This window comes from Niallia sp. MER 6, from assembly GCF_023714395.1.
Classification (GTDB): Bacteria; Bacillota; Bacilli; order Bacillales; family Cytobacillaceae; genus Niallia.
Genome location: NZ_JAMAUK010000004.1, coordinates 82264 through 102769 on the forward strand (window position 1 = coordinate 82264; position 20506 = coordinate 102769).

General features: G+C 39.1%; 19 protein-coding genes. 9 read left to right on the plus strand and 10 right to left on the minus strand.

The genetic code is table 11. The features are described from left to right. The first annotated feature begins 175 nt into the window (after positions 1-175). Positions 176-1942, plus strand: coding sequence for an ABC transporter ATP-binding protein (locus M3600_RS07225; RefSeq protein ID WP_251645099.1), 1767 nt, complete (start codon positions 176-178; stop codon positions 1940-1942). Then, positions 1939-3939, plus strand: coding sequence for an ABC transporter ATP-binding protein (locus tag M3600_RS07230; protein WP_251645100.1), 2001 nt, complete (start codon positions 1939-1941; stop codon positions 3937-3939). Before M3600_RS07225 ends, M3600_RS07230 begins: the two co-directional genes overlap by 4 nt. A gap of 61 nt (positions 3940-4000) precedes the next feature. Here M3600_RS07230 and M3600_RS07235 read toward each other — a convergent pair whose 3' ends face one another. Further along, positions 4001-4204, minus strand: a complete 204-nt coding sequence (locus M3600_RS07235) for an alpha/beta-type small acid-soluble spore protein (RefSeq protein ID WP_233317326.1) — start codon at positions 4202-4204, stop codon at positions 4001-4003. A gap of 274 nt (positions 4205-4478) precedes the next feature. Between M3600_RS07235 and M3600_RS07240 the strand changes: the two genes are divergently transcribed. Continuing rightward, positions 4479-4718 (plus strand): hypothetical protein, encoded by a 240-nt coding sequence (locus M3600_RS07240; protein ID WP_233317325.1) that lies wholly within the window; start codon positions 4479-4481, stop codon positions 4716-4718. 38 nt (positions 4719-4756) lie between these two features. Here M3600_RS07240 and M3600_RS07245 read toward each other — a convergent pair whose 3' ends face one another. From M3600_RS07245 to M3600_RS07280, 8 genes are all read right to left on the minus strand, one after another. Further along, on the minus strand, positions 4757-5854 hold the full coding sequence (locus M3600_RS07245) for an ABC transporter ATP-binding protein (protein WP_233317324.1): 1098 nt from the start codon (positions 5852-5854) through the stop codon (positions 4757-4759). A 161-nt stretch (positions 5855-6015) separates the two neighbouring features. After that, entirely contained in the window at positions 6016-6642 is a 627-nt protein-coding gene (locus M3600_RS07250) for a metal-dependent hydrolase (RefSeq protein WP_233317323.1), read from the minus strand. 122 nt (positions 6643-6764) lie between these two features. Continuing rightward, positions 6765-7664 carry a PucR family transcriptional regulator gene (locus tag M3600_RS07255; protein WP_251645101.1) on the minus strand — a complete coding sequence of 300 codons (900 nt, stop codon included), beginning with the start codon at positions 7662-7664 and terminating at the stop codon, positions 6765-6767. Positions 7665-7839: 175 nt separating this feature from the next. Next, positions 7840-8010 (minus strand): hypothetical protein, encoded by a 171-nt coding sequence (locus tag M3600_RS07260; RefSeq protein ID WP_233317321.1) that lies wholly within the window; start codon positions 8008-8010, stop codon positions 7840-7842. A gap of 42 nt (positions 8011-8052) precedes the next feature. Further along, positions 8053-9237, minus strand: a complete 1185-nt coding sequence (locus tag M3600_RS07265) for a YheC/YheD family endospore coat-associated protein (RefSeq protein ID WP_233317320.1) — start codon at positions 9235-9237, stop codon at positions 8053-8055. Beyond that, on the minus strand, positions 9234-10598 hold the full coding sequence (locus M3600_RS07270; protein WP_233317319.1) for a YheC/YheD family endospore coat-associated protein: 1365 nt from the start codon (positions 10596-10598) through the stop codon (positions 9234-9236). The genes M3600_RS07265 and M3600_RS07270 overlap by 4 nt, the downstream gene beginning before the upstream one ends. Next, on the minus strand, positions 10576-11670 hold the full coding sequence (locus M3600_RS07275; protein ID WP_237940766.1) for a YheC/YheD family endospore coat-associated protein: 1095 nt from the start codon (positions 11668-11670) through the stop codon (positions 10576-10578). The genes M3600_RS07270 and M3600_RS07275 overlap by 23 nt, the downstream gene beginning before the upstream one ends. After that, entirely contained in the window at positions 11663-13063 is a 1401-nt protein-coding gene (locus M3600_RS07280; protein WP_233317317.1) for a YheC/YheD family endospore coat-associated protein, read from the minus strand. Before M3600_RS07280 ends, M3600_RS07275 begins: the two co-directional genes overlap by 8 nt. A gap of 284 nt (positions 13064-13347) precedes the next feature. Here M3600_RS07280 and M3600_RS07285 point away from each other — a divergent pair, with 284 nt between their 5' ends. Then, positions 13348-13701, plus strand: a complete 354-nt coding sequence (locus M3600_RS07285) for a YlbF/YmcA family competence regulator (RefSeq protein ID WP_233317316.1) — start codon at positions 13348-13350, stop codon at positions 13699-13701. Positions 13702-13785: 84 nt separating this feature from the next. Here M3600_RS07285 and M3600_RS07290 read toward each other — a convergent pair whose 3' ends face one another. Then, positions 13786-13983 carry an alpha/beta-type small acid-soluble spore protein gene (locus tag M3600_RS07290; RefSeq protein ID WP_233317315.1) on the minus strand — a complete coding sequence of 66 codons (198 nt, stop codon included), beginning with the start codon at positions 13981-13983 and terminating at the stop codon, positions 13786-13788. A gap of 211 nt (positions 13984-14194) precedes the next feature. Between M3600_RS07290 and M3600_RS07295 the strand changes: the two genes are divergently transcribed. The 5 genes from M3600_RS07295 (at position 14195) to M3600_RS07315 (ending at position 20473) form a co-directional block, all read left to right on the plus strand. Next, positions 14195-15061 carry a Cof-type HAD-IIB family hydrolase gene (locus M3600_RS07295; RefSeq protein WP_233317314.1) on the plus strand — a complete coding sequence of 289 codons (867 nt, stop codon included), beginning with the start codon at positions 14195-14197 and terminating at the stop codon, positions 15059-15061. Between the two features lie 162 nt (positions 15062-15223). After that, positions 15224-16720 carry a coproporphyrinogen III oxidase gene (locus M3600_RS07300; protein ID WP_237940771.1) on the plus strand — a complete coding sequence of 499 codons (1497 nt, stop codon included), beginning with the start codon at positions 15224-15226 and terminating at the stop codon, positions 16718-16720. Positions 16721-16913: 193 nt separating this feature from the next. After that, complete coding sequence (locus tag M3600_RS07305; protein ID WP_233317312.1) at positions 16914-18212, plus strand: NCS2 family permease; 1299 nt, start codon at positions 16914-16916, stop codon at positions 18210-18212. Positions 18213-18336: 124 nt separating this feature from the next. Further along, positions 18337-19236, plus strand: coding sequence for an ABC transporter ATP-binding protein (locus M3600_RS07310; RefSeq protein WP_233317311.1), 900 nt, complete (start codon positions 18337-18339; stop codon positions 19234-19236). Beyond that, positions 19229-20473 carry an ABC transporter permease gene (locus M3600_RS07315; protein WP_233317310.1) on the plus strand — a complete coding sequence of 415 codons (1245 nt, stop codon included), beginning with the start codon at positions 19229-19231 and terminating at the stop codon, positions 20471-20473. The genes M3600_RS07310 and M3600_RS07315 overlap by 8 nt, the downstream gene beginning before the upstream one ends. The last annotated feature ends 33 nt before the right edge of the window (positions 20474-20506 follow it).

Here is a 20506-nt window from a genome sequence, read left to right on the forward strand (position 1 = left end):
TAGCGGGTCTGTCTCTTTTTTCGTGGCGAGAAATAGAGGAAAACCTCTTTTCTATAGATACTTGAAAATTTAAGGAGGAAGATGTTAATGATTGTAATGAACAGAAGTCATGGAGCAAATAGAAAGGATATAGAAAGCGGCTAGTAAAGTTTAGCTTAGAAGAGGAGAGAACAGCATGTTTTCCATATTATTAAAATTGAAGTGGTTTTTTAAAGAACATTGGAAAAGATATACGGTTGCTATTGTCCTGTTAATCATTGTTGGTGTAATTGATATTTTACCGCCGCAATTGCTCGGGATGTTTATTGATGAAATAAATGTCGGGACTCTGACAAAAGCAAAGACAGCCCAGTATTTGCTGGGTATTGCGGCAATTACAATCAGCTCTTATGTGATAACTTATTTTTGGATGTATAAGCTGTTTGGAGGGGCTATAGTGCTTGAGCGGAAGCTGCGGAGCAACTTCATGGGACATTTATTGAAGATGACTCCGACATTTTTTGAGAAGAACCGTACAGGCGACTTAATGGCAAGAGCGACAAATGACTTGAAGGCAATCAGCATTACAGCAGGATTTGGTATATTGACACTCATTGATTCAACAGCGTTTATGATTACAATTCTTATCACAATGTGTCTTTTAGTAAGCTGGAAGCTCACACTTGCTGCCATTTTGCCACTGCCGATTATGGCAATTATGATGCAAATATATGGAGATAGAATTCATAAACGATTTATGGAGGCTCAGGATGCTTTTGGTGATTTAAATGACCGCGTGCTCCAATCCATTGCTGGGGTCCGAGTTATTCGGGCATATGTATTAGAAAAGGATGACGAAAAAGAATTTCACCACATGACAGAGGATGTTTACAATAAAAACATTCGAGTTGCGAAAGTGGATTCACTGTTCGAACCGACAATCCGTATTCTTGTAGGGCTAAGCTATATTATCGGTTTAGGCTATGGATCTTATCTCGTCTTTCAGCAGCAAATAACGATTGGGCAGCTTGTGAGCTTTAATGTTTACCTCGGTATGATTGTGTGGCCGATGTTTGCAATCGGTGAGCTGATGAATGTTATGCAACGGGGAAATGCTTCATTAGACCGGGTGCAGGAAACATTAGATTATAAGCCTGATGTCTTAAACCATGGTGACAGTAAAGCAGTTGCTGTTCCTGATACGATCGTGTTTGATTCTGTCCAATTTCAATACCCATCTTCGGCTGTAAAAAATCTCGATGATATCGATTTGAAAATCACAAGGGGAGAAACAATTGGTGTTGTTGGGAAAACAGGAAGCGGAAAGACAACGCTTATTAAGCAGCTGCTCAGAGAGTATCCAAAAGGAAAAGGGGAGCTTTCTGTCAATGGAATAAGCATTGATGATATCAGCTTGGATAAACTTCGCGGCTGGATTGGATATGTGCCACAAGATCACGTCTTATTTTCAAAAACAGTGAGAGAAAATATTCTGTTTGGCAACAAGGAAAACGCATCGGAAAGTCAGCTAAAAGATGCGATTCAGTTGGCATCGTTTCAGCTGGATATTGAAATGCTTCCTGAAGGATTGGAAACGCTTGTAGGAGAGAAGGGTGTTGCATTATCAGGCGGTCAAAAGCAGCGAATATCCATTGCGCGGGCGTTAATTAGAAATCCTGGGATTCTTATTTTGGATGATTCGTTGTCAGCAGTCGATGCGAAAACAGAGCAGAGTATTATCCAAAACATCAAAAAAGAACGTGCAGGAAAAACAACAATTATTACCACCCATCGCATGACAGCCGTTCAGCATGCTGATCAGATTATTGTCCTTGAGGATGGAAAAATCGTCGAGCGCGGCTCACACGAACAGCTTATGCAAAAAAATGGCTGGTACAAAGAACAGTTTGAAGTCCAGCAAACAAAAACCGCACAGTCTGCAGGACAGGAGGTGCAAGCATGAGTACTGGCAAAAGATTAGTGCAGTATGCCTTACAGTTTAAAAAAATAATTATCTTTGCCTTAATTATGCTGACAATTGCAGTTATAGCAGATTTAGCAGGACCTTTTATCGCAAAAAAAATAATTGATGATCATATTATGGGAATCGAAAACAGCTGGTATGAAACGTCTTCAGGTGAAGGGGCCGTGCAGTATAAAGGCAAATATTATACGAAAGAGAAACCACAGGCAGCCGATGATGCTGATGCAAGAGTATTGCAGGCCGGAAAGGATTTTTTGTTTATAGAGGAGGAAATTTCCTTTGACGGAGAGAGAAGCTATGCCGATGGGATCTTGACTATCTCATCAGGAAATGAAGTGGCCAAGTACGAGGCTGACCGTCTCAGAGTTGAACAGGTTTTTGCCTTTTACAAACCGGAAGTTCCATCGATTATTAAGCTGCTTGCCTTTTATTTCGGGCTTGTTATCGTTGCTTCTGTGTTTCAGTATGGACAGCATTTATTTCTGCAGAAATCTGCAAACAGAATTATTCAAAAAATGCGGGAAGATGTGTTTGCGCAAATCCAGCGCCTGCCAATTAGGTACTTTGATAATTTGCCTGCAGGCAAGGTTGTAGCAAGGGTTACAAATGATACAGAAGCAATAAGAGAGCTGTATGTGACCGTTCTTTCCAACTTTTTCTCAAGCGGAATTTATATTATTGGCATTTATGTTGCCTTATTTATTCTTAATCCTACGCTTGCGGCAATCTGCCTCATCCTATTGCCGATCCTTTATGTATGGATGATTGGATACAGACGCTTTGCGGCTAAATATAATCATGTGATAAGAGCAAGAATAAGCGACATTAACGGTATGGTAAATGAATCGATTCAGGGGATGAACATCATTCAGGCTTTTGGTAAAGAAAAGCACACAATGGGTGAGTTTGAGACGTTGAATGAAGAACATTTCCGTTACCAGAACAAGATGCTGAATTTAAACAGCTTGACTTCCCATAATCTTGTAGCAGTATTGAGAAACCTAATCTTCGTAGCATTTATCTGGTTTGTTGCAGGTCAGTCATTAAGCGTGTCTTCTGCGATATCATTAGGTGTTCTTTATGCGTTTGTTGATTACATTAACCGCTTGTTCCAGCCTATGCAGGGAATTGTCAATCAACTGGCAAATCTTGAGCAAGCACTTGTTGCCGGGGACAGAGTATTTGAACTGCTTCGTGAAGATGGCATTGATGTGGCAGAGCCTAGCACGGAGAGGTACAAAGGCAATGTTAAGTTTGATCATGTTAACTTTGCATACAAGAAAGAAGAATATGTTTTAAAAGACATTTCCTTTGAGGCAAAGCATGGAGACACTGTTGCACTTGTCGGTCATACCGGTTCAGGTAAAAGCTCTATCATGAACTTATTGTTTCGATTTTATGATATTCAATCAGGAACGATAACAATAGACGGCAAGGATATCTCCAAAATGCCGCGGCAAGATTTACGGAAGCATATGGGAATCGTTCTGCAAGATCCATTTTTGTTTAAAGGAACGATTGCCTCCAATGTGACATTAAATAATCCTGCCATCACGAGAGAAATGGTTGAGAAAGCATTAAAGGATGTCGGTGCAGACAGGGTTCTGAAAAATCTTGAAAATGGATACGATGAGCCTGTTATTGAAAAGGGAAGCACATTGTCAAGCGGACAGCGTCAGCTTATCTCCTTTGCCCGCGCTCTTGCCTTTAATCCGGCGATACTCATATTGGATGAGGCAACCAGCAGTATTGATACAGAAACAGAACAAATTATTCAGCACGCGATGGAAGTGCTCAAAAAAGGCAGAACCACCTTTATCATTGCACATCGCCTTTCGACTATCCGTAATGCGGATCAAATTATTGTCCTAGATCATGGGGAAATAGTTGAAAAAGGGAATCACGAAGAATTAATGAACCTAAAAGGAAGATATTATCAAATGTACCAACTCCAGCAAGGTACGAAAGCAGGTTAATTAGGTAAGCCCCCATTTTAAAAAATGGGGGCTTTGGCCATTTTATATTAAGTTGTGCAAATTAGAATTGAGAACCGCCAAGTTGACGTTCAGCCATTTGAACTAAGCGTTTAGTGATTTCTCCACCAACTGATCCGTTAGCACGAGAAGTAGTTTCTGCACCTAAGTTAACACCGAACTCTGATGCGATTTCGTATTTCATTTGATCTAGAGCTTCAGATACTCCTGGTACTAAAAGGTTGTTAGATGAATTGTTGTTTGCCATTGTGTTTCCAGCTCCTTGTAAATTAGTTTTTTTTTGGTTGGACCAGCTGGATTTGCACCAGCAAGTAAGAGAATCTTACTACCGCTTGGTATGGCCCAATGCTTTGTCGCTGCTTGTAATCTTATTATGGTCTGTGGCTGTGTTTCTATGCATTTGTTTTTAGATGAAATTTATTCCAATTTTTCTGCTTGTTTAAAATAATTCCTAAAGAATAGTTTCTTCTTGACCAACAAAAAATAAACGGAAATATGAAAGGTTTTAATGAGGTGAAGGAATGAATATTTGCCCTTTATGCAATGGCTTTGAACAACTGAACAAAGTCTGTGCCGATTGCGGACAGCAGGTAGAGGACAAGGGAAGAATTATGGATTATTATGATGACTATAGTGCGTATATGCCAATTGACCAAATGAAGCTGGAGAACGGCTATCCCGATTTGGAACAGCATTTATGTCCCCATCTTGTCCTATGCCCGTCATGTGAACGTGAGGATTTAGTTTTTATTCAGGAATAGAAAAAAGGAAGGGGAATTCCCCTTCCTAATCTTTGATATTAGCGGATACGGTTTTCTGAGTCTTTGTCAAAGAAGTGGCCTTTGTTCATATCAAAGCCTAGTTGAACAGTAACTCCTGCTGCCAAGTTAGCTCTTGAATCAAGGCGAGCAACGAACTCTTTCCCAGCAAGCGTTGAGTATACTAAGCTTTCCGCACCAGTCAATTCAAATACGTCAACTCTTGCATCAAAGCTTGTATTTTCAGAGCTGCTCAAGAATAATAGCTCATCGTGAATATCTTCTGGTCTGATGCCGAAGATTACTTCTTTGCCGATATAGTTTTGCTCACGAAGGATTTTCAATTTGCCTTCAGGGATGACAAAGGATGCATCGCCAATGACTAATTTATTGTCCACGATTTTTCCAGTAAAGAAGTTCATTGCTGGAGATCCGATAAATCCGCCAACGAAAACATTTTCAGGTTTTTCATAAACTTCTTTCGGAGCACCAACCTGCTGGATAACGCCGTCCTTCATAACAACAAGTCTTGAAGCCATTGTCATCGCTTCTGTCTGGTCATGCGTAACATAAATAGTAGTAGTTTGCAGTCGTTGATGCAGCTTGGAAATTTCAGCACGCATCTGTACACGAAGTTTTGCATCAAGGTTGGAAAGAGGCTCATCCATCAAGAACACTTTTGCATCACGGACAATGGCACGGCCAAGGGCTACCCTTTGGCGCTGACCGCCTGATAATGCTTTTGGTTTTCTTTTCAGGTACTGCTCCAAGCCAAGAATTTTTGCAGCATTATTCACACGTTGTTCAATTTCTGCTTTTGGAAATTTTCTTAGCTTTAATCCGAATGCCATATTATCATAAACAGTCATATGTGGATACAAGGCATAGTTTTGGAATACCATGGCAATATCGCGGTCTTTTGGAGCAACATCGTTAACACGCTGTTCATCAATAAAGAAATCTCCTTTTGAGATATCCTCCAAGCCTGCAATCATACGCAATGTCGTAGATTTACCACAGCCTGAAGGCCCAACAAATACGATAAATTCCTTATCTTCAATATGTAAATTAAAGTCGCGAACCGCTTCTACTTTTTCATCATAAATTTTATAGATATTTTTTAAGACTAACTCTGCCATCTTTTTCATACCCCCTGCGATTTGATATATATAATGTAACATGTTTGGGAACGTTTTCAAATTGGCGGTTTGCATGAAAAAAACCAGTGTTGTTTTGAGCAAGTTGCACTAAAGCGCTTTCTTTTTATAAAAAAAGAGAGGAACTGTTTGTCCTCTCCTTGTCAAAATTCCTTCGATGAGAAGGGAAGAAATAATTTAACTCCTCTTCTGTTAAATGGGAAAATCGACATATCTGCTACAAGATGGCTGATATAAGCTAATACACATGTCCAAAACACACCATCAATTTGCAGAGATTGTGCAAAATGAAACGATATGTAGGCAAAATAAACGGTTCCAATGATGGAATGTGTATAGCTTCTATGCGGTACGAATGAAGCAATCAATATAAAGACAGCCAAAAGGATAAGCCAGTATTCCTGAAGGGAAACCCCGCCAAACAAAACACCAGCGCCAGTGATTGTTAACATATGCCGCTGCTTAATTAAACTAGAAACGAGTATGATGGCAATCCCTGCACCAATGCTGAATAACAGCTCTGACGCGCTTCCGGCATAAATACTGTATAAAATCATCAATGCTCCAACTGCTTGGGCAATGGATCGAAACACCTTATGGGAAATCGTAATTTTGTTGCTTAGCTTGCCGTCAATGTCCATATCAGGCATCAGTGCCGAAATACCGCCAATCCCGACTAAAAGCAATGTAGTGGAAGGGGAGGCATCAAAATAATTCGCCGCTGCGAATCCAACCCCTGCGCCAATACAAGAATGTGCTGTACCTTTCAACTATAATCCTCATTTCTTTCTAGCATATAAACTAGCATTCTAGTGCTCTATTATATGCCAAGAAAAAAGAGTTTACCAGTTAATAAATGGAAACATACGTTCTTGTGAAAGATTTGTTTCTTCTAAGCCTTTTTTTGGCTGAAATATAGGCAGGCTAAATAGGCGGTAAAGAAGTTATGATAATTTTTTAAAGGCAATCCGGTTTTTTCAGTGAATTTGTCTAATCTGTATTGCAATGTATTGCGGTGGATAAATAGTTTTTTTGCTGTATTTGTATTATGTCCGTTGTTTTCAATGAATGTTTTAATTGTTAACAGCAATTCCTTATCTTCCCCTAAGATAGAGAACCAGTTTTTAAATGGCTCCAGCTCATGCTGATCAAGCCTGCTTATTAATAGATGAGGAAGGATTGTTTCAAAGGATAATACTCTTTCAGAAGAAATCACAGATAAGCCGGCTGTGAAAAAATCCCGTTCCTGAGTAAAGACGGTAGGACTTTCCATTGTGAAGGGCAGGATTTTTCCAATATAAAAGGTTATCGTAAAATAAAAATCGGACTGCAGGGCTTCAGCAAAAGAGGAATATTCCTCATCCTCAAGAAAGTGCCCGTCTCGCTCTAAAATACTTCCTCTATTAGCACCATTCCAAATAATGATGCTGCTGCTGTGAATAAATCCTTTGAATACAGTTTCTACAGCTTCTTTATCAATAGGAGTGTTATTTATTTGAAATTGTATAACCCGGAAATTTTTACATACTTTTTCTGGCATGCTACCGCCGAAAAATAAGAATTGGCTCCATTTAAAGTCCTCTGTATTTTCCTTGTTGTTTTCCGGTAAATAATGCTGAAAAAGCGTTTTTAATAAATCAAGTTGAGAATCGTTCATCTCATTTTTTTGAAAGCCAAACCACCCATTTTCCCCTTCAATGTGAAACCAATGGTAGTCAATTAGCTGTGGTTGAGAAGGAGGTGCAGACTGCTCTACCGCACCTGGAAAATAGGTTAATAATTTTTGTTTCATCGTCATTCCTCCATTTAGAGATGAAAGCGTTTGAAAAAGTAAGCAAGTACGATTGCTTCTTTTTACCTAAAAACTGGCCTGAGTAAAGTGTAATCGTTACCATTATCTTATTATAGTTACAGAAAAACGGCAAACAAAAAAACACAGTCTAATAATGACTGTGTCGAATGAAAGCTCATTTATTAGGAGGAGCTTCTTCTCCAAGTTCCCTTGCTTCTTCAATATTTGTGCTAGTATCGTGACGAAAGACTTTTCCGCCAGACATCCCTTCGTTTATCATTCTGTCGATGTCTAAATAAGCTTCTTTTTTACCTTCATATTGCAGGTCATCGTTTTTATTTCCCATAAATATCCCTCCTGCCGTTAGAATGTGTCAGGAAGGTGTATTTCATTCTTGCTGTTTAAAGCCAGCAAGCTCATAAAAAAGCTGGGCTAGCTGTCTGCAGCGGTTCGTTTCAATTTCTGGCTCATCAAATAACATCGGTTTAGAGTTTACTTCAAAAATATAATAATTGCCTTGTTTATCCACACAAGCGTCAATGGAAAATTCTCCGAAAAATCCATGCTGGCTTGATAATAATGCTCCGCAATGTTCAATAGCAAGCTTAATAAAGTGATCATGTTTTTTTGTTCGCACAGCTTCATATGGAATGATTTTTCCACCTGCAGGCACATGTGTTGTGACATCTTGAAGGGAGGACTGTCTTATACCAACTCCCGTTAAGCGGTAATTACCGTCGAGATAAGTAGCCAGTATTCGAAAATCAAAGCGTTGTCCATCGAAAACATCCACATCTATTTCTTCCTGAACAATATATTCCTTAGAAGTCCATTGTGGTAAATAATCCTCGATAATTTCCTGTAATGTATGAAAGCTTCTTGTCCCTTGAATGTCTCCGAGGAGGAAGGAATTATCAGGATTTCTAGTTAGCCTGTATAAATCCTTGCCTTTAGAGCCTGAAGCAGATTTAACATAAATGGAACCATGTCTTTGGAGGAAATCAATCAGTTCTTGTTCAGATTGAAGCAGTGCGGTTTCAGGGAGAAACTTTGCTAATATTTCCTGTTGCTTTAATGCTTGATATAATGCAAATTTATGAATGAAATGCGGATTGAAAAATGGTATGTCAAAGCTTTTGATGATAGAAATAGCTGCTGCGAAATGATCGCCATCCTCTGTTTTGCGGAAAGGCACACGATTATATATAACATGGGGAAGAGGGGTTGTTATAGGAAGCCATTTATCTTTAGCTGTGATATACGTAAAACCGTCAATTTTAGTATTTGTCAGTCTTTCAGGAGGAAAGACGACAATCATTCCCCCAAAAGAATCTAGTTCTCTTTGCAGCTTTTCAAATAAAGACCGGTTGCCGATTAGCTTGTTTTTGGAATTGTAGGAAGTCAGTATGCCGACAATTGGGCCTGCATTGTTTGCCTTGTAGATCATTTTAAATGGCTGGAACTCTTTAAGGAAAGGGAATAAAGGCAGCAACGGAAGCTGATTGCTTCCGAAGGTTAATCCAGGCTGATTAGAATGCCAACTCTTTGCATTGCCATCATAGTAAATATTCATTTAAATATATCCTCAGGCTTTTTAATGCTCTGCTCATACAAGTAGATGGCATATTCTAGCGACATTCTTCTTGTCAGTAAGTCGTCTTTTTTAAGTGAACTGTGTTTAAAGATGCTTCTTCCAGGCTTAGAATTTGCTTCAAAAAGCCAAACTCTTCCTTTACGGTCTACTCCGATATCAAAGCCAATCTCTCCGATTGTTCCCTCCGTGTACTTCTCAAGTGTCTTAGATATTCTTAATGCAGAATTGATAAGCTTCTCTTTAAGCTGTTCCTTATCCTTGTCAACATCTAAGAGCTCGTCAATCGATTTAACAATACCGCCGCTATTCATATGTGTAGTTGCACTGCCTGCACCGGCAATTTTGGCGGCAATTGCGGTGACTTCCCATTTACCTTGTTTATTCTTATTAGTATGAACTCGAAAATCAATCGGTTTTTTCTCTGAGCGCATAAGATGAATGCCTTGTTGGACGAGAAGATTATTAATATTTGTTTTTGCTGTAATATGCTGTATCAGCTTTTCTAATGTATCGAATTTAAGCAGTCGTTTTTCTCCGCTCGGTTCTTTAAAACGTGTATAGTAGTTTTCGTCTTTCTTATTATAGATGACTTGATAGATTCCTTTTCCCAGGCTGCCATTCTTCGGTTTAATGTAAATATGCCCATAGTTGCTCAGCATTCGTTCTACGACAGAAAAAGAAGTGAAGGGAAGCGTTTCAGGCAAAAAATCGGCAATGCTGTTTTCTTGAAGCAGACGTTCATATATATCAAGCTTGTTAAAGAAGCCTGGATTATACCACGGAATCATATATTCCTGTTGAAGACGGTACTTTACCTTCTTTATTTTTGGCAAACTCTCTGTACGGCGATTAGGGATACGATCATAAATAACATCTGGAAACGGAACTTCAAACCGTTTCCAGCCATCATGATAAAACAGTCCGTTAATTGTGCCTTTATCCCAATCAATATGCTGGGCTCCAAATAAAAAGGCGGTGACACCTGCTGTGTTTTGGACAGCTAACAGCTTTGAAAAGATAATAGTGCGTTCACCGATTGGTTTGACCTCGACTGAGCTGAAGCCAGAGGTGAATATTCCAACAAGCGGACCGATATACAAGACATCTTTATCGTAAAAAACATGTAAGATAGGAAGAGTTGGCGGTATCTTTAAGGCTTGTATTAAATCTTCACTTATTCTAATTACATTGCCTCCGAATTTTTGGACAGCAATGAAAGCTTCTACCTTCATTGTTCCGAAGGCAGCCCGCTTAAGATTACTTGGTATTGATGCATCTGCAGGAAGGTAGATTGTATTAGTGCAATCATTTATCACTTCAATAGAGTAAAGTTTTTTCATTGCTGTTCCTCCTCTGTCCATCTCGCAGCATGGCTGCATAGGCTAGCGGTGCTTTATACAGCCTTTCACTCAAGTCTGGGTATGCCAGGAGAATGACTTTTCTGCCAGGCTTGCTGTTGACGTCGAGTATCCATAACGAGCCATTTTCGGTAATACCTATATCAACTCCTAACTCGAAGAGGGCAGGAAAGGATTGTTCTAATATAGGTGGGAGGCTAGAAAGAATGTCGTTTATTTCATTCTCAATAAAACTCTTCATTTTATAGGGAGCTGTATCAAGCCATTGTTTAAAAGGAATTACTTCTGCTCCTGCACTAAGATTGGAGATGATTCTGTCTTTGGCGCCAAGTCTTATCCCCTTTTCAATGATTTCCCATTTGTTTTGCCCATTTTTTTGCAGCAGTGCTCTAATATCAAACGGCTGTTTATCCTGATTGCATAAAGGTAAATAGCTTTGGCTAAAATAATCATTTTTCTGAAGCAGAGTAGTCAGCCAGCGTGAGAATTTTTCTTTATCTTTAAAGATATGTTCCACATGTCGCTCTTTTTTATCTGTTCTGACAAAAATGCGCTTATGTTGTTCTTTAATAAAATAAATGCCGTTTCCCTGTGAGCCGTTAATTGGTTTTAAGATAATCGGATTAACAAATCGCAAATCTTCTAATACTTCATCAGCTGAAATTACTTGTTTTGACTTAGGAATATAAGGGGCCAGCTTAGAAGCTTTCAATACATCATACAGCTTCAGTTTGTTTGGGAGCCCATTGCCAATAAAGACAATATCCTTTTTCTGTTTCAGCCACTCAACGATGTTTTTGCATTGTCTAGAATGAGAATTTTCTTGGTAATAGCAGCGGTCATATAAAAAGGAAGGGACGGGAAAGTCTTGTGTGAGCCAGCAGTTCTGCTCACTATCGAAAATCTTGCCAGATACCTTTTCTGTGAGAGGATTGTAGCTTGAAGGTACGAAATGATAAACATCAAAGGCCAGCGATTTTCCCAGTTTAGCAATTTCCGTGATATAGCTTTTTTCATTTTCTAATGAGAGTGACATGATTCCAAAACTAGACATCTTGTTGTTCTCCTTTTTTTATATGTGGAAAAGAAAGGCTCAAACAATATTCCAGTAATGCCTTTGTAGAAGGCCTTCCTTTATTTGTTGCCGAATCAAGATTTTTAGACGGTTTAGAATTGACCTCGATAATCCAAAGCCCGCCATGTATGTCAATGCCCATATCAATTCCGAGCTCGCCTAAGTCTCCGGTCATTTGCGACGACAGGGCCTCAGCTGTCTGAAGAGATATCTCTTTAAACTGTTGCTCCACCTGCTTAGCAGAAGCTTCACCAACTAATGCTTGAAGCACAGATTTTGATGAGATCATTTCTGCACCTTGATACAAATTAGCGACAAATGCTTCTGGCTGGGCACATCTGGCGACAATAGAGGTTATCTTCCATTGGTGCCGTATATCCTTATGGCAGAGAATTCTAAAATCAAGGGAACGATTATGATATTGTTGAAAGTTAATGCCTTCCTGACAAATATAAGCGCGTTTTTTAGTCAATTGCGAAAGCCATCTCCATAATTTATTAAATGAAGAAAAGAAGCGGATTTTTCCTTTTTCTTTACCAGAAGAAACGCTCGTTTTCCATGCATGTTCCTCGCGGCGTATCTGGATAATTTGCCGGCCTTGACTGCCATGAATCGGCTTTACATATAAAGTGCTGAATAGATTTAACATTGCTTCCAGTACCTCTTTAGAGAGCAGGTTCGTTTCTGGAATATATTTTTTTAATGCAGGAAGTTTGTTTAAGATTAAGGAGGTATCATATTTAGAAAAGAATTGTGCATTAAAGATAGGAATATTTCGTTTTTGCAAATCCTTTTTTAGGTCGTTAAATTGCGTTGATGCTTCTGCCTTGCGTATATGAATGCGATTATAAACAACATTGGGATATGGCAGGGCCGTCTTTTTCCAGCTGTCCTGCTGGTAAGAATAGCCTTCGACATATCCTTCTTTCCAATCATAAAGGCTGCATACATAAAGAATTCCGCCAAGGCGTGACAGCTCTTGCTGAAATTCCTCGCAAAACTGATGAATGGAACGGAAAGAAGGTCCATCTTCCGCAGAATCATGTGCAGGAGCATCTGTCAAAATGGCTATTACCGGCCCAAGTGTTAATGTCTGGCTCTGTTTATTGAAATGACTGAGCAGTGTTAAATCTTGATTTGGCACTGCTAATGACTGAAGCAAGCTGTCACAGAAAAATATCGCTTGCTTATCCTCATGTACAGGTTCAACTAGGACAGGAACTGCCGTGCTACCTAAGTTGAGCAGAACAGGATTATTGCGATCTATTTCCCAATGATGAACTAAGGAGTGGCTCAAACGTAGTACCGTCTCCTTGTTTGCTGGGAAGGAGGAATTTTCTTTCATATACAGGGGAAGCAAATTTAGTTTCATCGCAATTCCTCATTTGTAAGGTGAATTTTTTAGTTTAATTTTTCTTATAGGCTAAAGCTGATATGGTATCGTATGTTAAATGGAATGATTTGTGCATGTATCTAAAGGGATGAAGGGTACTGCAGACTTTTTGTGGGCATTGGTGAATTGCATGTGAATTTATATAATTGTCCGGTCTTAACAGCGAACACTTGTCCAGTCTTAAATGAAATAAAGGGTCTTATTGGCAATATGAAGCATAGTTTGATATAGTGGAGACAATTGTTAAAAAGGAGTTGTTAATAATGGCAGTAAACCTTCATGATTCTGCTTATGAACTAGAAAAAGCTATTCGTCAAAGTGATGAATATACAAACTTAAAAAAAATGTATGACTTGGTTAATGCTGACCCATCTGCAAAGGCCATGTTTGAAAACTTCCGCAACATTCAAATGCAGCTGCAGCAAAAACAAATGTCAGGGATTGAAATTACACAGGAAGAAGTGGAACAAGCCCAAAAGACAGTGGCATTGGTTCAGCAGCATGAGTCTATCTCCAAACTGATGGACGCAGAACAGCGTATGAGCATTGCTATTACTGAGCTTAACCAAATTATTATGAAGCCACTTGAAGAGCTTTATGGAGCTCCACAGCAATAAAATAGCAGAAATACATAAGTGCCCAAAGCTATGCTTTGGGCACTTTTTCCATATTATAATGTTGCTTATTTAAACTAGCTTACATTAAAACTGAGTACCAGACAGCTGCTGCTGAGCCATTTGCACTAAACGCTTCGTGATTTCTCCACCAACAGAACCGTTGGCACGAGCAGTTGTTTCAGCACCAAGGTTTACTCCAAACTCAGTCGCAATTTCATATTTCATTTGATCTAATGCTTGAGAGACTCCAGGTACTAGTAGTTGATTTGAATTGTTTGACATTGTTGTTTCCTCCTTTAGTGATTGTCGGTGTTACAGTCAATAGTTTGTAACAGACAGAGATATCTATGCAGTTTACGAGTCTGTAAATGTTTCCAGCAACAAGCATAGATTGCATTGGTTAAAACGGATAATTCGTGAAAGCCGGTTCTAATACAGGTGGTTTTTTCATACATGTTTATAAAGACAAAACAACCTGAAATGGGGGAACAAGATGATTTATCGCTTATTAGCTTTAAATATTGATGGGACTCTTATCCAATCAAATGGACGTCTGAGCAAATCCACGAAGGATGCAATTGAATACGTTCAGCAAAAAGGAATATATGTAACATTAGTCACATCAAGAAGTTTGCCTTCCGCAAGAAAGGTTGCCAAAGCATTAAAGCTGAATAATTATATTGTGACACATCAAGGTGCACTTATTTCAGACAATGCCGACCAAACATTGTACGTAAACAGGCTGACTGATGAACTTACATATGAAATTGTCCGTTTCCTAGAAGGGTTTATTTGTCAGATTAGAATCGTGCATGAGAAATTTTCTTTAGCGAATAAGTCAAGGCTTAACCATAATATGCTTGCTAAAACAGTGTTTAACTCTGGCGATCCTGTGTTTTATTCCCATCAATTTGTAGAAGTTCTTAGTGAAGTTTTGCTGGAAGAACCTGTCAGCGCTCCGAAAATTGAGGTGTATTTCGAAGACAAGAAAGATTGTTTAGATGCTAAAGAGGTTTTAGACAAGATGTTTGATGAAATCAATATTGTCCAAATGAATGACCTTCGCTTAGAAGTGCTGCCTGAAGGTGTTAATAAGCTCAACGGGCTGCTGTACTTGGCAGAGCATCTCGGTATTAACAGAAGGGAAGTAGTAGTAATTGGCGACAGTCTTGATGATAAAGATATGATAGAAGCAGCCGGCCTTGGAGTAGCTATGGGAAATGCGCCAAGTGAGCTGAAATTTGCAGCCGATTGGGTGACAAGATCCAATAACCAGGACGGAGTTGCTTACATGGTAAAGGAGCATTTTCGTAAACAGCAGCCTATTGAGTTTCTGCGCAAAATGAACATTATTAAATAGCAATTATTATACTCATCTTAATAAACCAAAAAATTCCTTAGAGCGTAAGGAATTTTTTGCTTTTCTAGCCAATATTTTGACCTGGCTGGTCACTTTTTGTAGACTGAAGTATAATGGAATTTTAGAAGCTATTAACTATGATAATTAAAGGTGAATATAAAAATGAAATCAATTTCGATAAGCGGGTTACATGACGACCGACTAATCAGACCATTAGAGCATATCGGCAACTTGTTTTTTGAAGATACTAAGGTTGCTTTCGCTGAAGACGAAGCAGATATTTTAATACGTTTTGATGTTTCAGAAACAGACGACCGGTTTTTTGTTGAAGGAAAAATAGACGGCAAGTCAGCATTCGATTGCGAAAAAGCTGTAGCCGGTCTTGATGAAAAGGAAAGATTTAAGGAACAAAAGAATGCCATTTCACAAGTTTTCCTAAAGGTATTACAAGATTATACTGGCATGATTCAAAAATGGGGAATTTTGACGGGAATTCGCCCGACAAAGCTTCTTCATAAGCATATGCAAAACCAAACGCCAATCGAAGAGGCGCATCAGGCATTAAAGGATGAGTATTTAATGTCGGATGAGAAAATCGATCTCATGCAGCGCATTATAAACAGACAGCTTGCGGTTATTCCAGATTTATATGATTTGAAAAGAGAAGTAAGCATTTATATCGGGATTCCATTTTGCCCAACTAAATGTGCGTACTGTACGTTTCCGGCTTATGCTATAAACGGCAGACAAGGTTCCGTATTTTCCTTCTTAGGAGGTCTTCATCATGAAATAAAGAAGACTGGAGAATGGCTGAAATCTAAAAATATTAAGATAACGACCGTCTACTATGGTGGAGGAACTCCTACAAGCATAACTGCTGAGGAAATGGACATGCTTTATGAGCAAATGAATGAATCCTTCCCGGATGTGCAAAACATCAGAGAAATAACGGTAGAAGCTGGCCGGCCAGACACCATTTCTCCTGAAAAGCTGGAAGTACTGAATAAATGGAATATTGACCGCATCAGCATTAACCCACAATCGTATACACAACAAACATTAAAAGCAATCGGAAGGCATCACACTGTTGAAGAAACGATTGACAAGTATCATCTAGCCAGACAGCATGGAATGAATAATATCAATATGGACTTAATTATTGGCCTTCCTGGAGAAGGTGTGGAAGAGTTCCAGCACAGCCTTGATAAAACGGAAGAACTATTGCCGGAATCACTGACTGTTCATACATTGTCATTTAAACGGGCTTCTGAAATGACGAGAAATAAAGCGAAATATAAAGTTGCTGACAGAGATGAAATCCAAGAAATGATGAGAATGGCTGAAGTTTGGACAGACAAATATGATTATGTGCCATATTATCTGTACAGACAAAAAAATATTCTTGGCAATCTGGAGAATGTAGGATACTCCAAGGTTGGCCAGGAAAGCATTTATAACATCATGATGATGGAAGAACTGCAGACAGTAATTGGTCTTGGCTGCGGTGCTTCAAGCAAATTTATCCATCCAGTAACAGGAAAAATCACTCAGTTCTCTAATCCGAAGGACCCTAAAACATATAATGACAGCTTTGAAGAATATACAGACAGAAAATTAGCGCTGTTAGAAGAACATTTTTCAGCAGAAAAATCGATTTAATACAAATAAAATTAGCGTTATTGAAGGAAGATAGAAAGAGCAGGACACTGCTTTTACTGTCTTCCTTTTTTCGTAGACTAAAGAAAACGCCAGCAACTTCTAAATAAAAGGCGAAGAAAAAGATTGCGTTTTTGTTAGAAAACGAATAATATAAAAGAGTTGTGTAAAAATGTTCGTTTTTTCGGAGGTATACATGTTTAAACTTAAAGAGAACAATACAAATGTGAAAACGGAAATAACAGCCGGCTTCACTACTTTTTTGACAATGGTCTATATCGTTATCGTTAACCCTGCAATCTTATCTAGTGCAGGCATTCCTTTTGACCAAGTATTTATGGCAACAATAATTTCTGCTGTCGTTGGTACACTGTGGATGGCGGTATTTGCTAATTATCCAATTGCTATAGCTCCAGGTATGGGCTTGAATGCTTACTTTGCCTCTTCAGTTGTCGGAAGCCATGGAGGAATTGATTATACAATTGCCTTATCTGCTGTATTTGTTGCAGGAATAATCTTCTTAATTCTTTCTTTAACAACTTTCAGGGAAAAGCTGATAGAAGCTATTCCAGAAAACTTAAAGCATGGTATCACTGCTGGTATCGGTTTGTTTATCGCTTTTATTGGTTTAAGACAGACACAAATAATAGTCGATAATAAAGAAAATCTTGTTGGACTTGGTGATTTTCAGTCACCTTCAGTCATTCTTTCATTAGTAGGTCTTGCGATTACCATTATATTATTTGCTATGAACGTAAAGGGAGCGTTGTTCTTTGGAATGATCGCAACAGGCATTATTGCTTTCTTTACAGGCCAGCTGTCATTTGATGGTTTTGCAGCTGTTCCTCATTTGCCAGAAGGACTAATTATCACAAATCCTTTCTCAGCAATCGGTGATGTTTTCCAGCATAGCTTATATGCAGTTGTGTTCTCCTTCTTGCTTGTGACAATCTTTGATACGACTGGTACGATGGTCGGTGTTGCTGAACAAGCAGGATTAATGAAGAATAACCGTCTTCCTAAAGCTAGACAGGCTCTGCTTGCAGATTCTATCGGAACTTCTGTTGGTGCTATGTTCGGGACAAGCCCGACGACTGCATTTATTGAGTCGACTTCTGGTGTTGCAGCAGGAGGAAGAACAGGACTGACTGGTGTCACGGTTTCTGTATTGTTTATTATTGCTGCTTTCTTTGCACCGCTTGTCAGCGCTGTTTCTGGCTTGTCTGCTATCACAGCTCCTGCCCTCATTATTGTCGGAAGCTTAATGATGGGAGCAATTGCACAGGTGCGCTGGTCTGAATTTGATGAAGCTTTCCCAGCTTTTCTTGTGATTTTGAGCATGCCGCTTACTTCAAGTATTGCAACAGGAATTGCACTAGGATTCATATCTCATCCGTTGCTGAAATTAGTGACAGGCAAGGGTAAATCTGTACACCCACTCGTTTATATATTCGCCGTATTATTTTTATACCAGCTCGTCTTTTTATCTCACTAGAGCATAAAAAGTCCCATGAAGTTTATTCTTCATGGGATTTTTTTTATTTTTGTCCAATCTTTACAGTTATTTGTGAAACCTTCAGCATATCTTTTCGTATGAATTAAAGAAGGAGGAGATCGGAATGTCATTAGAAATAAAAAATGTTACAAAAAGATTCGGTTCATTTGTTGCAGTCGATAATATATCCTTATCAATTCCAGAAAATGAAATGTTTGGATTTTTAGGAGGAAACGGTGCTGGCAAAACGACAACCTTTCGCATGCTGCTAGGCATATTAGATATTAGTGAAGGGACCATTACTTGGAACGGGAAAAGCATCAACTATTCGACAAGTCCAGAAATCGGTTATCTGCCTGAAGAAAGGGGACTTTATCCGAAATTAAAAGTAAAGGACCAGCTTATTTACTTAGCAAGATTGCGAGGAATGGATAAAAAGGAAGCGTTGACAGAATTGAAAGGATGGCTGGAACGCTTTAAAATATCCGATTATTTAGAAAAAAAGGTGGAAGAACTGTCAAAGGGTAATCAGCAAAAAATTCAATTCATCAGCGCTGTGCTTCATAAGCCGAAGCTGCTGATTTTGGATGAGCCGTTCAGCGGTTTGGATCCGGTTAATGTGGAGCAGCTGAAGACCGCCGTCATTGACTTAAAAAATTCGGGAACGACAATTGTATTCTCTAGCCACCGGATGGAGCATGTGGAAGAAATGTGTGAAAATCTTTGTATTATGCATAAAGGAAAGCCAGTCGTCCATGGGGGCTTAAAGGAAATTAAACGCAGCTTTGGGAAGAAAAATGTTGTTATTCATGCTGATTTCGATTTGGCCTATTTAATAAAGTTTCCTGGTGTTGTCAAGCTGAAGCAAACGACAGAAGGCGCTGCTCTCCAGATTGAAGGCGAGGAAATCGCGGAAAATATATTAAAGGATATCGTAGGAAAAGGCTTCGTCCGGAAATTTGCGTTAGAGGAGCCGACTTTAAATGATATTTTTATCGAAAAGGTAGGTGCTTCACTTGAATAGTTTCTGGATTATTTTATTGCATACGTATTGGACAAAGGTAAAGACAAAATCCTTCATCTTCACAACGGTTATTACATTGCTGCTTATTTTAGGCTTAACAAATCTCCAGTCCATCATCCAAGTGTTTAACGATGATGATATAGACAAGATTGCAGTCATCGACAACACAAAAGAACTATATTCATCTGTTGCCGCAATGTCAGAAACCCTTAACGAAGATATTGTGCTAGAGGATTATGTAGACGGTGAAGCGGAAGCGAAACAAAAGGTGGAGGACGGTACGTATCAAGGATTGTTAATTCTTGATTATGATAAGGAAAATCTGCCGCAGGGATCCTTCTACAGCATGGATATTACAGACTCCTCGACAGCAACCGGTATTGAGACATTGGTTCAGGCTGTAAAGAGCCAGCTTGCTGCAGCACAGTTAAATCTCAGCAGTGAACAGCTTGAAAAGCTTAATGAGCCTGTTGAATTTGAACATATTGCTCTTGAACAAAATGCAAAATCAGAAGAAGAGCTGAACCAGGCAAGAGGGCTTGTCTATGTCTTATTATTCCTTATTTATTTTGCAGTCATCCTTTATGCTAATATGATAGCGATGGAAGTAGCGACAGAAAAATCATCTCGGGTTATGGAAATTTTAATTTCCAGTGTGTCACCGATTAAGCATATGTTCGCAAAAATACTTGGTATTGGCTTGGTGAGTATAACACAATTAGTGGTGCTTCTAGTGGTTGGCTATTTTTCGGTTACAAATAATGAAGATATGAGCACACTTGATGGCTTTCTAGGCTTCAGCGGCATACCTGCAGCCACCATTATTTATGCTGTTTTGTTTTTTGTGCTTGGTTACTTTTTATATGCCACACTTGCAGCATTCCTCGGTTCTCTTGTCAGCCGAATCGAAGATGTTCAGCAGATGATTACCCCAATGACTTTAGTTGTCGTGGCAGGTTTTATGATTGCAATGTTCGGCTTAGGTAATCCCGATACGACATTCATTACGATTACATCGTATATTCCGTTCTTTACGCCAATGCTGATGTTTATGCGTGCAGGCATGCTGAGCCTTCCGGTATGGGAACCGATCTTAGGAATGCTTATATTGGCCGTTTCTATCATCCTCTTAGCAGTCTTTGGCGGCAGAGTTTATAAAGGTGGAGTGCTGATGTACGGCAAATCGAATTCCTTTAAAGACATTAAAAAAGCACTGCAACTGACGAAAAAAGAATAACATCACAAGGCTCACGAAATTCGTGAGTCTTTT

Bases quoted from the DNA above. Each gene is read 5' to 3' on its own strand.
- M3600_RS07225 (WP_251645099.1), top strand. From the start codon at position 176: ATGTTTTCCATATTATTAAAATTGAAGTGGTTTTTTAAAGAACATTGG.
- M3600_RS07230 (WP_251645100.1), top strand. From the start codon at position 1,939: ATGAGTACTGGCAAAAGATTAGTGCAGTATGCCTTACAGTTTAAAAAA.
- M3600_RS07235 (WP_233317326.1), bottom strand. From the start codon at position 4,204: ATGGCAAACAACAATTCATCTAACAACCTTTTAGTACCAGGAGTATCT.
- M3600_RS07240 (WP_233317325.1), top strand. From the start codon at position 4,479: ATGAATATTTGCCCTTTATGCAATGGCTTTGAACAACTGAACAAAGTC.
- M3600_RS07245 (WP_233317324.1), bottom strand. From the start codon at position 5,854: ATGGCAGAGTTAGTCTTAAAAAATATCTATAAAATTTATGATGAAAAA.
- M3600_RS07255 (WP_251645101.1), bottom strand. From the start codon at position 7,664: ATGAAACAAAAATTATTAACCTATTTTCCAGGTGCGGTAGAGCAGTCT.
- M3600_RS07260 (WP_233317321.1), bottom strand. From the start codon at position 8,010: ATGGGAAATAAAAACGATGACCTGCAATATGAAGGTAAAAAAGAAGCT.
- M3600_RS07265 (WP_233317320.1), bottom strand. From the start codon at position 9,237: ATGAATATTTACTATGATGGCAATGCAAAGAGTTGGCATTCTAATCAG.
- M3600_RS07270 (WP_233317319.1), bottom strand. From the start codon at position 10,598: ATGAAAAAACTTTACTCTATTGAAGTGATAAATGATTGCACTAATACA.
- M3600_RS07275 (WP_237940766.1), bottom strand. From the start codon at position 11,670: ATGTCTAGTTTTGGAATCATGTCACTCTCATTAGAAAATGAAAAAAGC.
- M3600_RS07280 (WP_233317317.1), bottom strand. From the start codon at position 13,063: ATGAAACTAAATTTGCTTCCCCTGTATATGAAAGAAAATTCCTCCTTC.
- M3600_RS07285 (WP_233317316.1), top strand. From the start codon at position 13,348: ATGGCAGTAAACCTTCATGATTCTGCTTATGAACTAGAAAAAGCTATT.
- M3600_RS07290 (WP_233317315.1), bottom strand. From the start codon at position 13,983: ATGTCAAACAATTCAAATCAACTACTAGTACCTGGAGTCTCTCAAGCA.
- M3600_RS07295 (WP_233317314.1), top strand. From the start codon at position 14,195: ATGATTTATCGCTTATTAGCTTTAAATATTGATGGGACTCTTATCCAA.
- M3600_RS07300 (WP_237940771.1), top strand. From the start codon at position 15,224: ATGAAATCAATTTCGATAAGCGGGTTACATGACGACCGACTAATCAGA.
- M3600_RS07305 (WP_233317312.1), top strand. From the start codon at position 16,914: ATGTTTAAACTTAAAGAGAACAATACAAATGTGAAAACGGAAATAACA.
- M3600_RS07310 (WP_233317311.1), top strand. From the start codon at position 18,337: ATGTCATTAGAAATAAAAAATGTTACAAAAAGATTCGGTTCATTTGTT.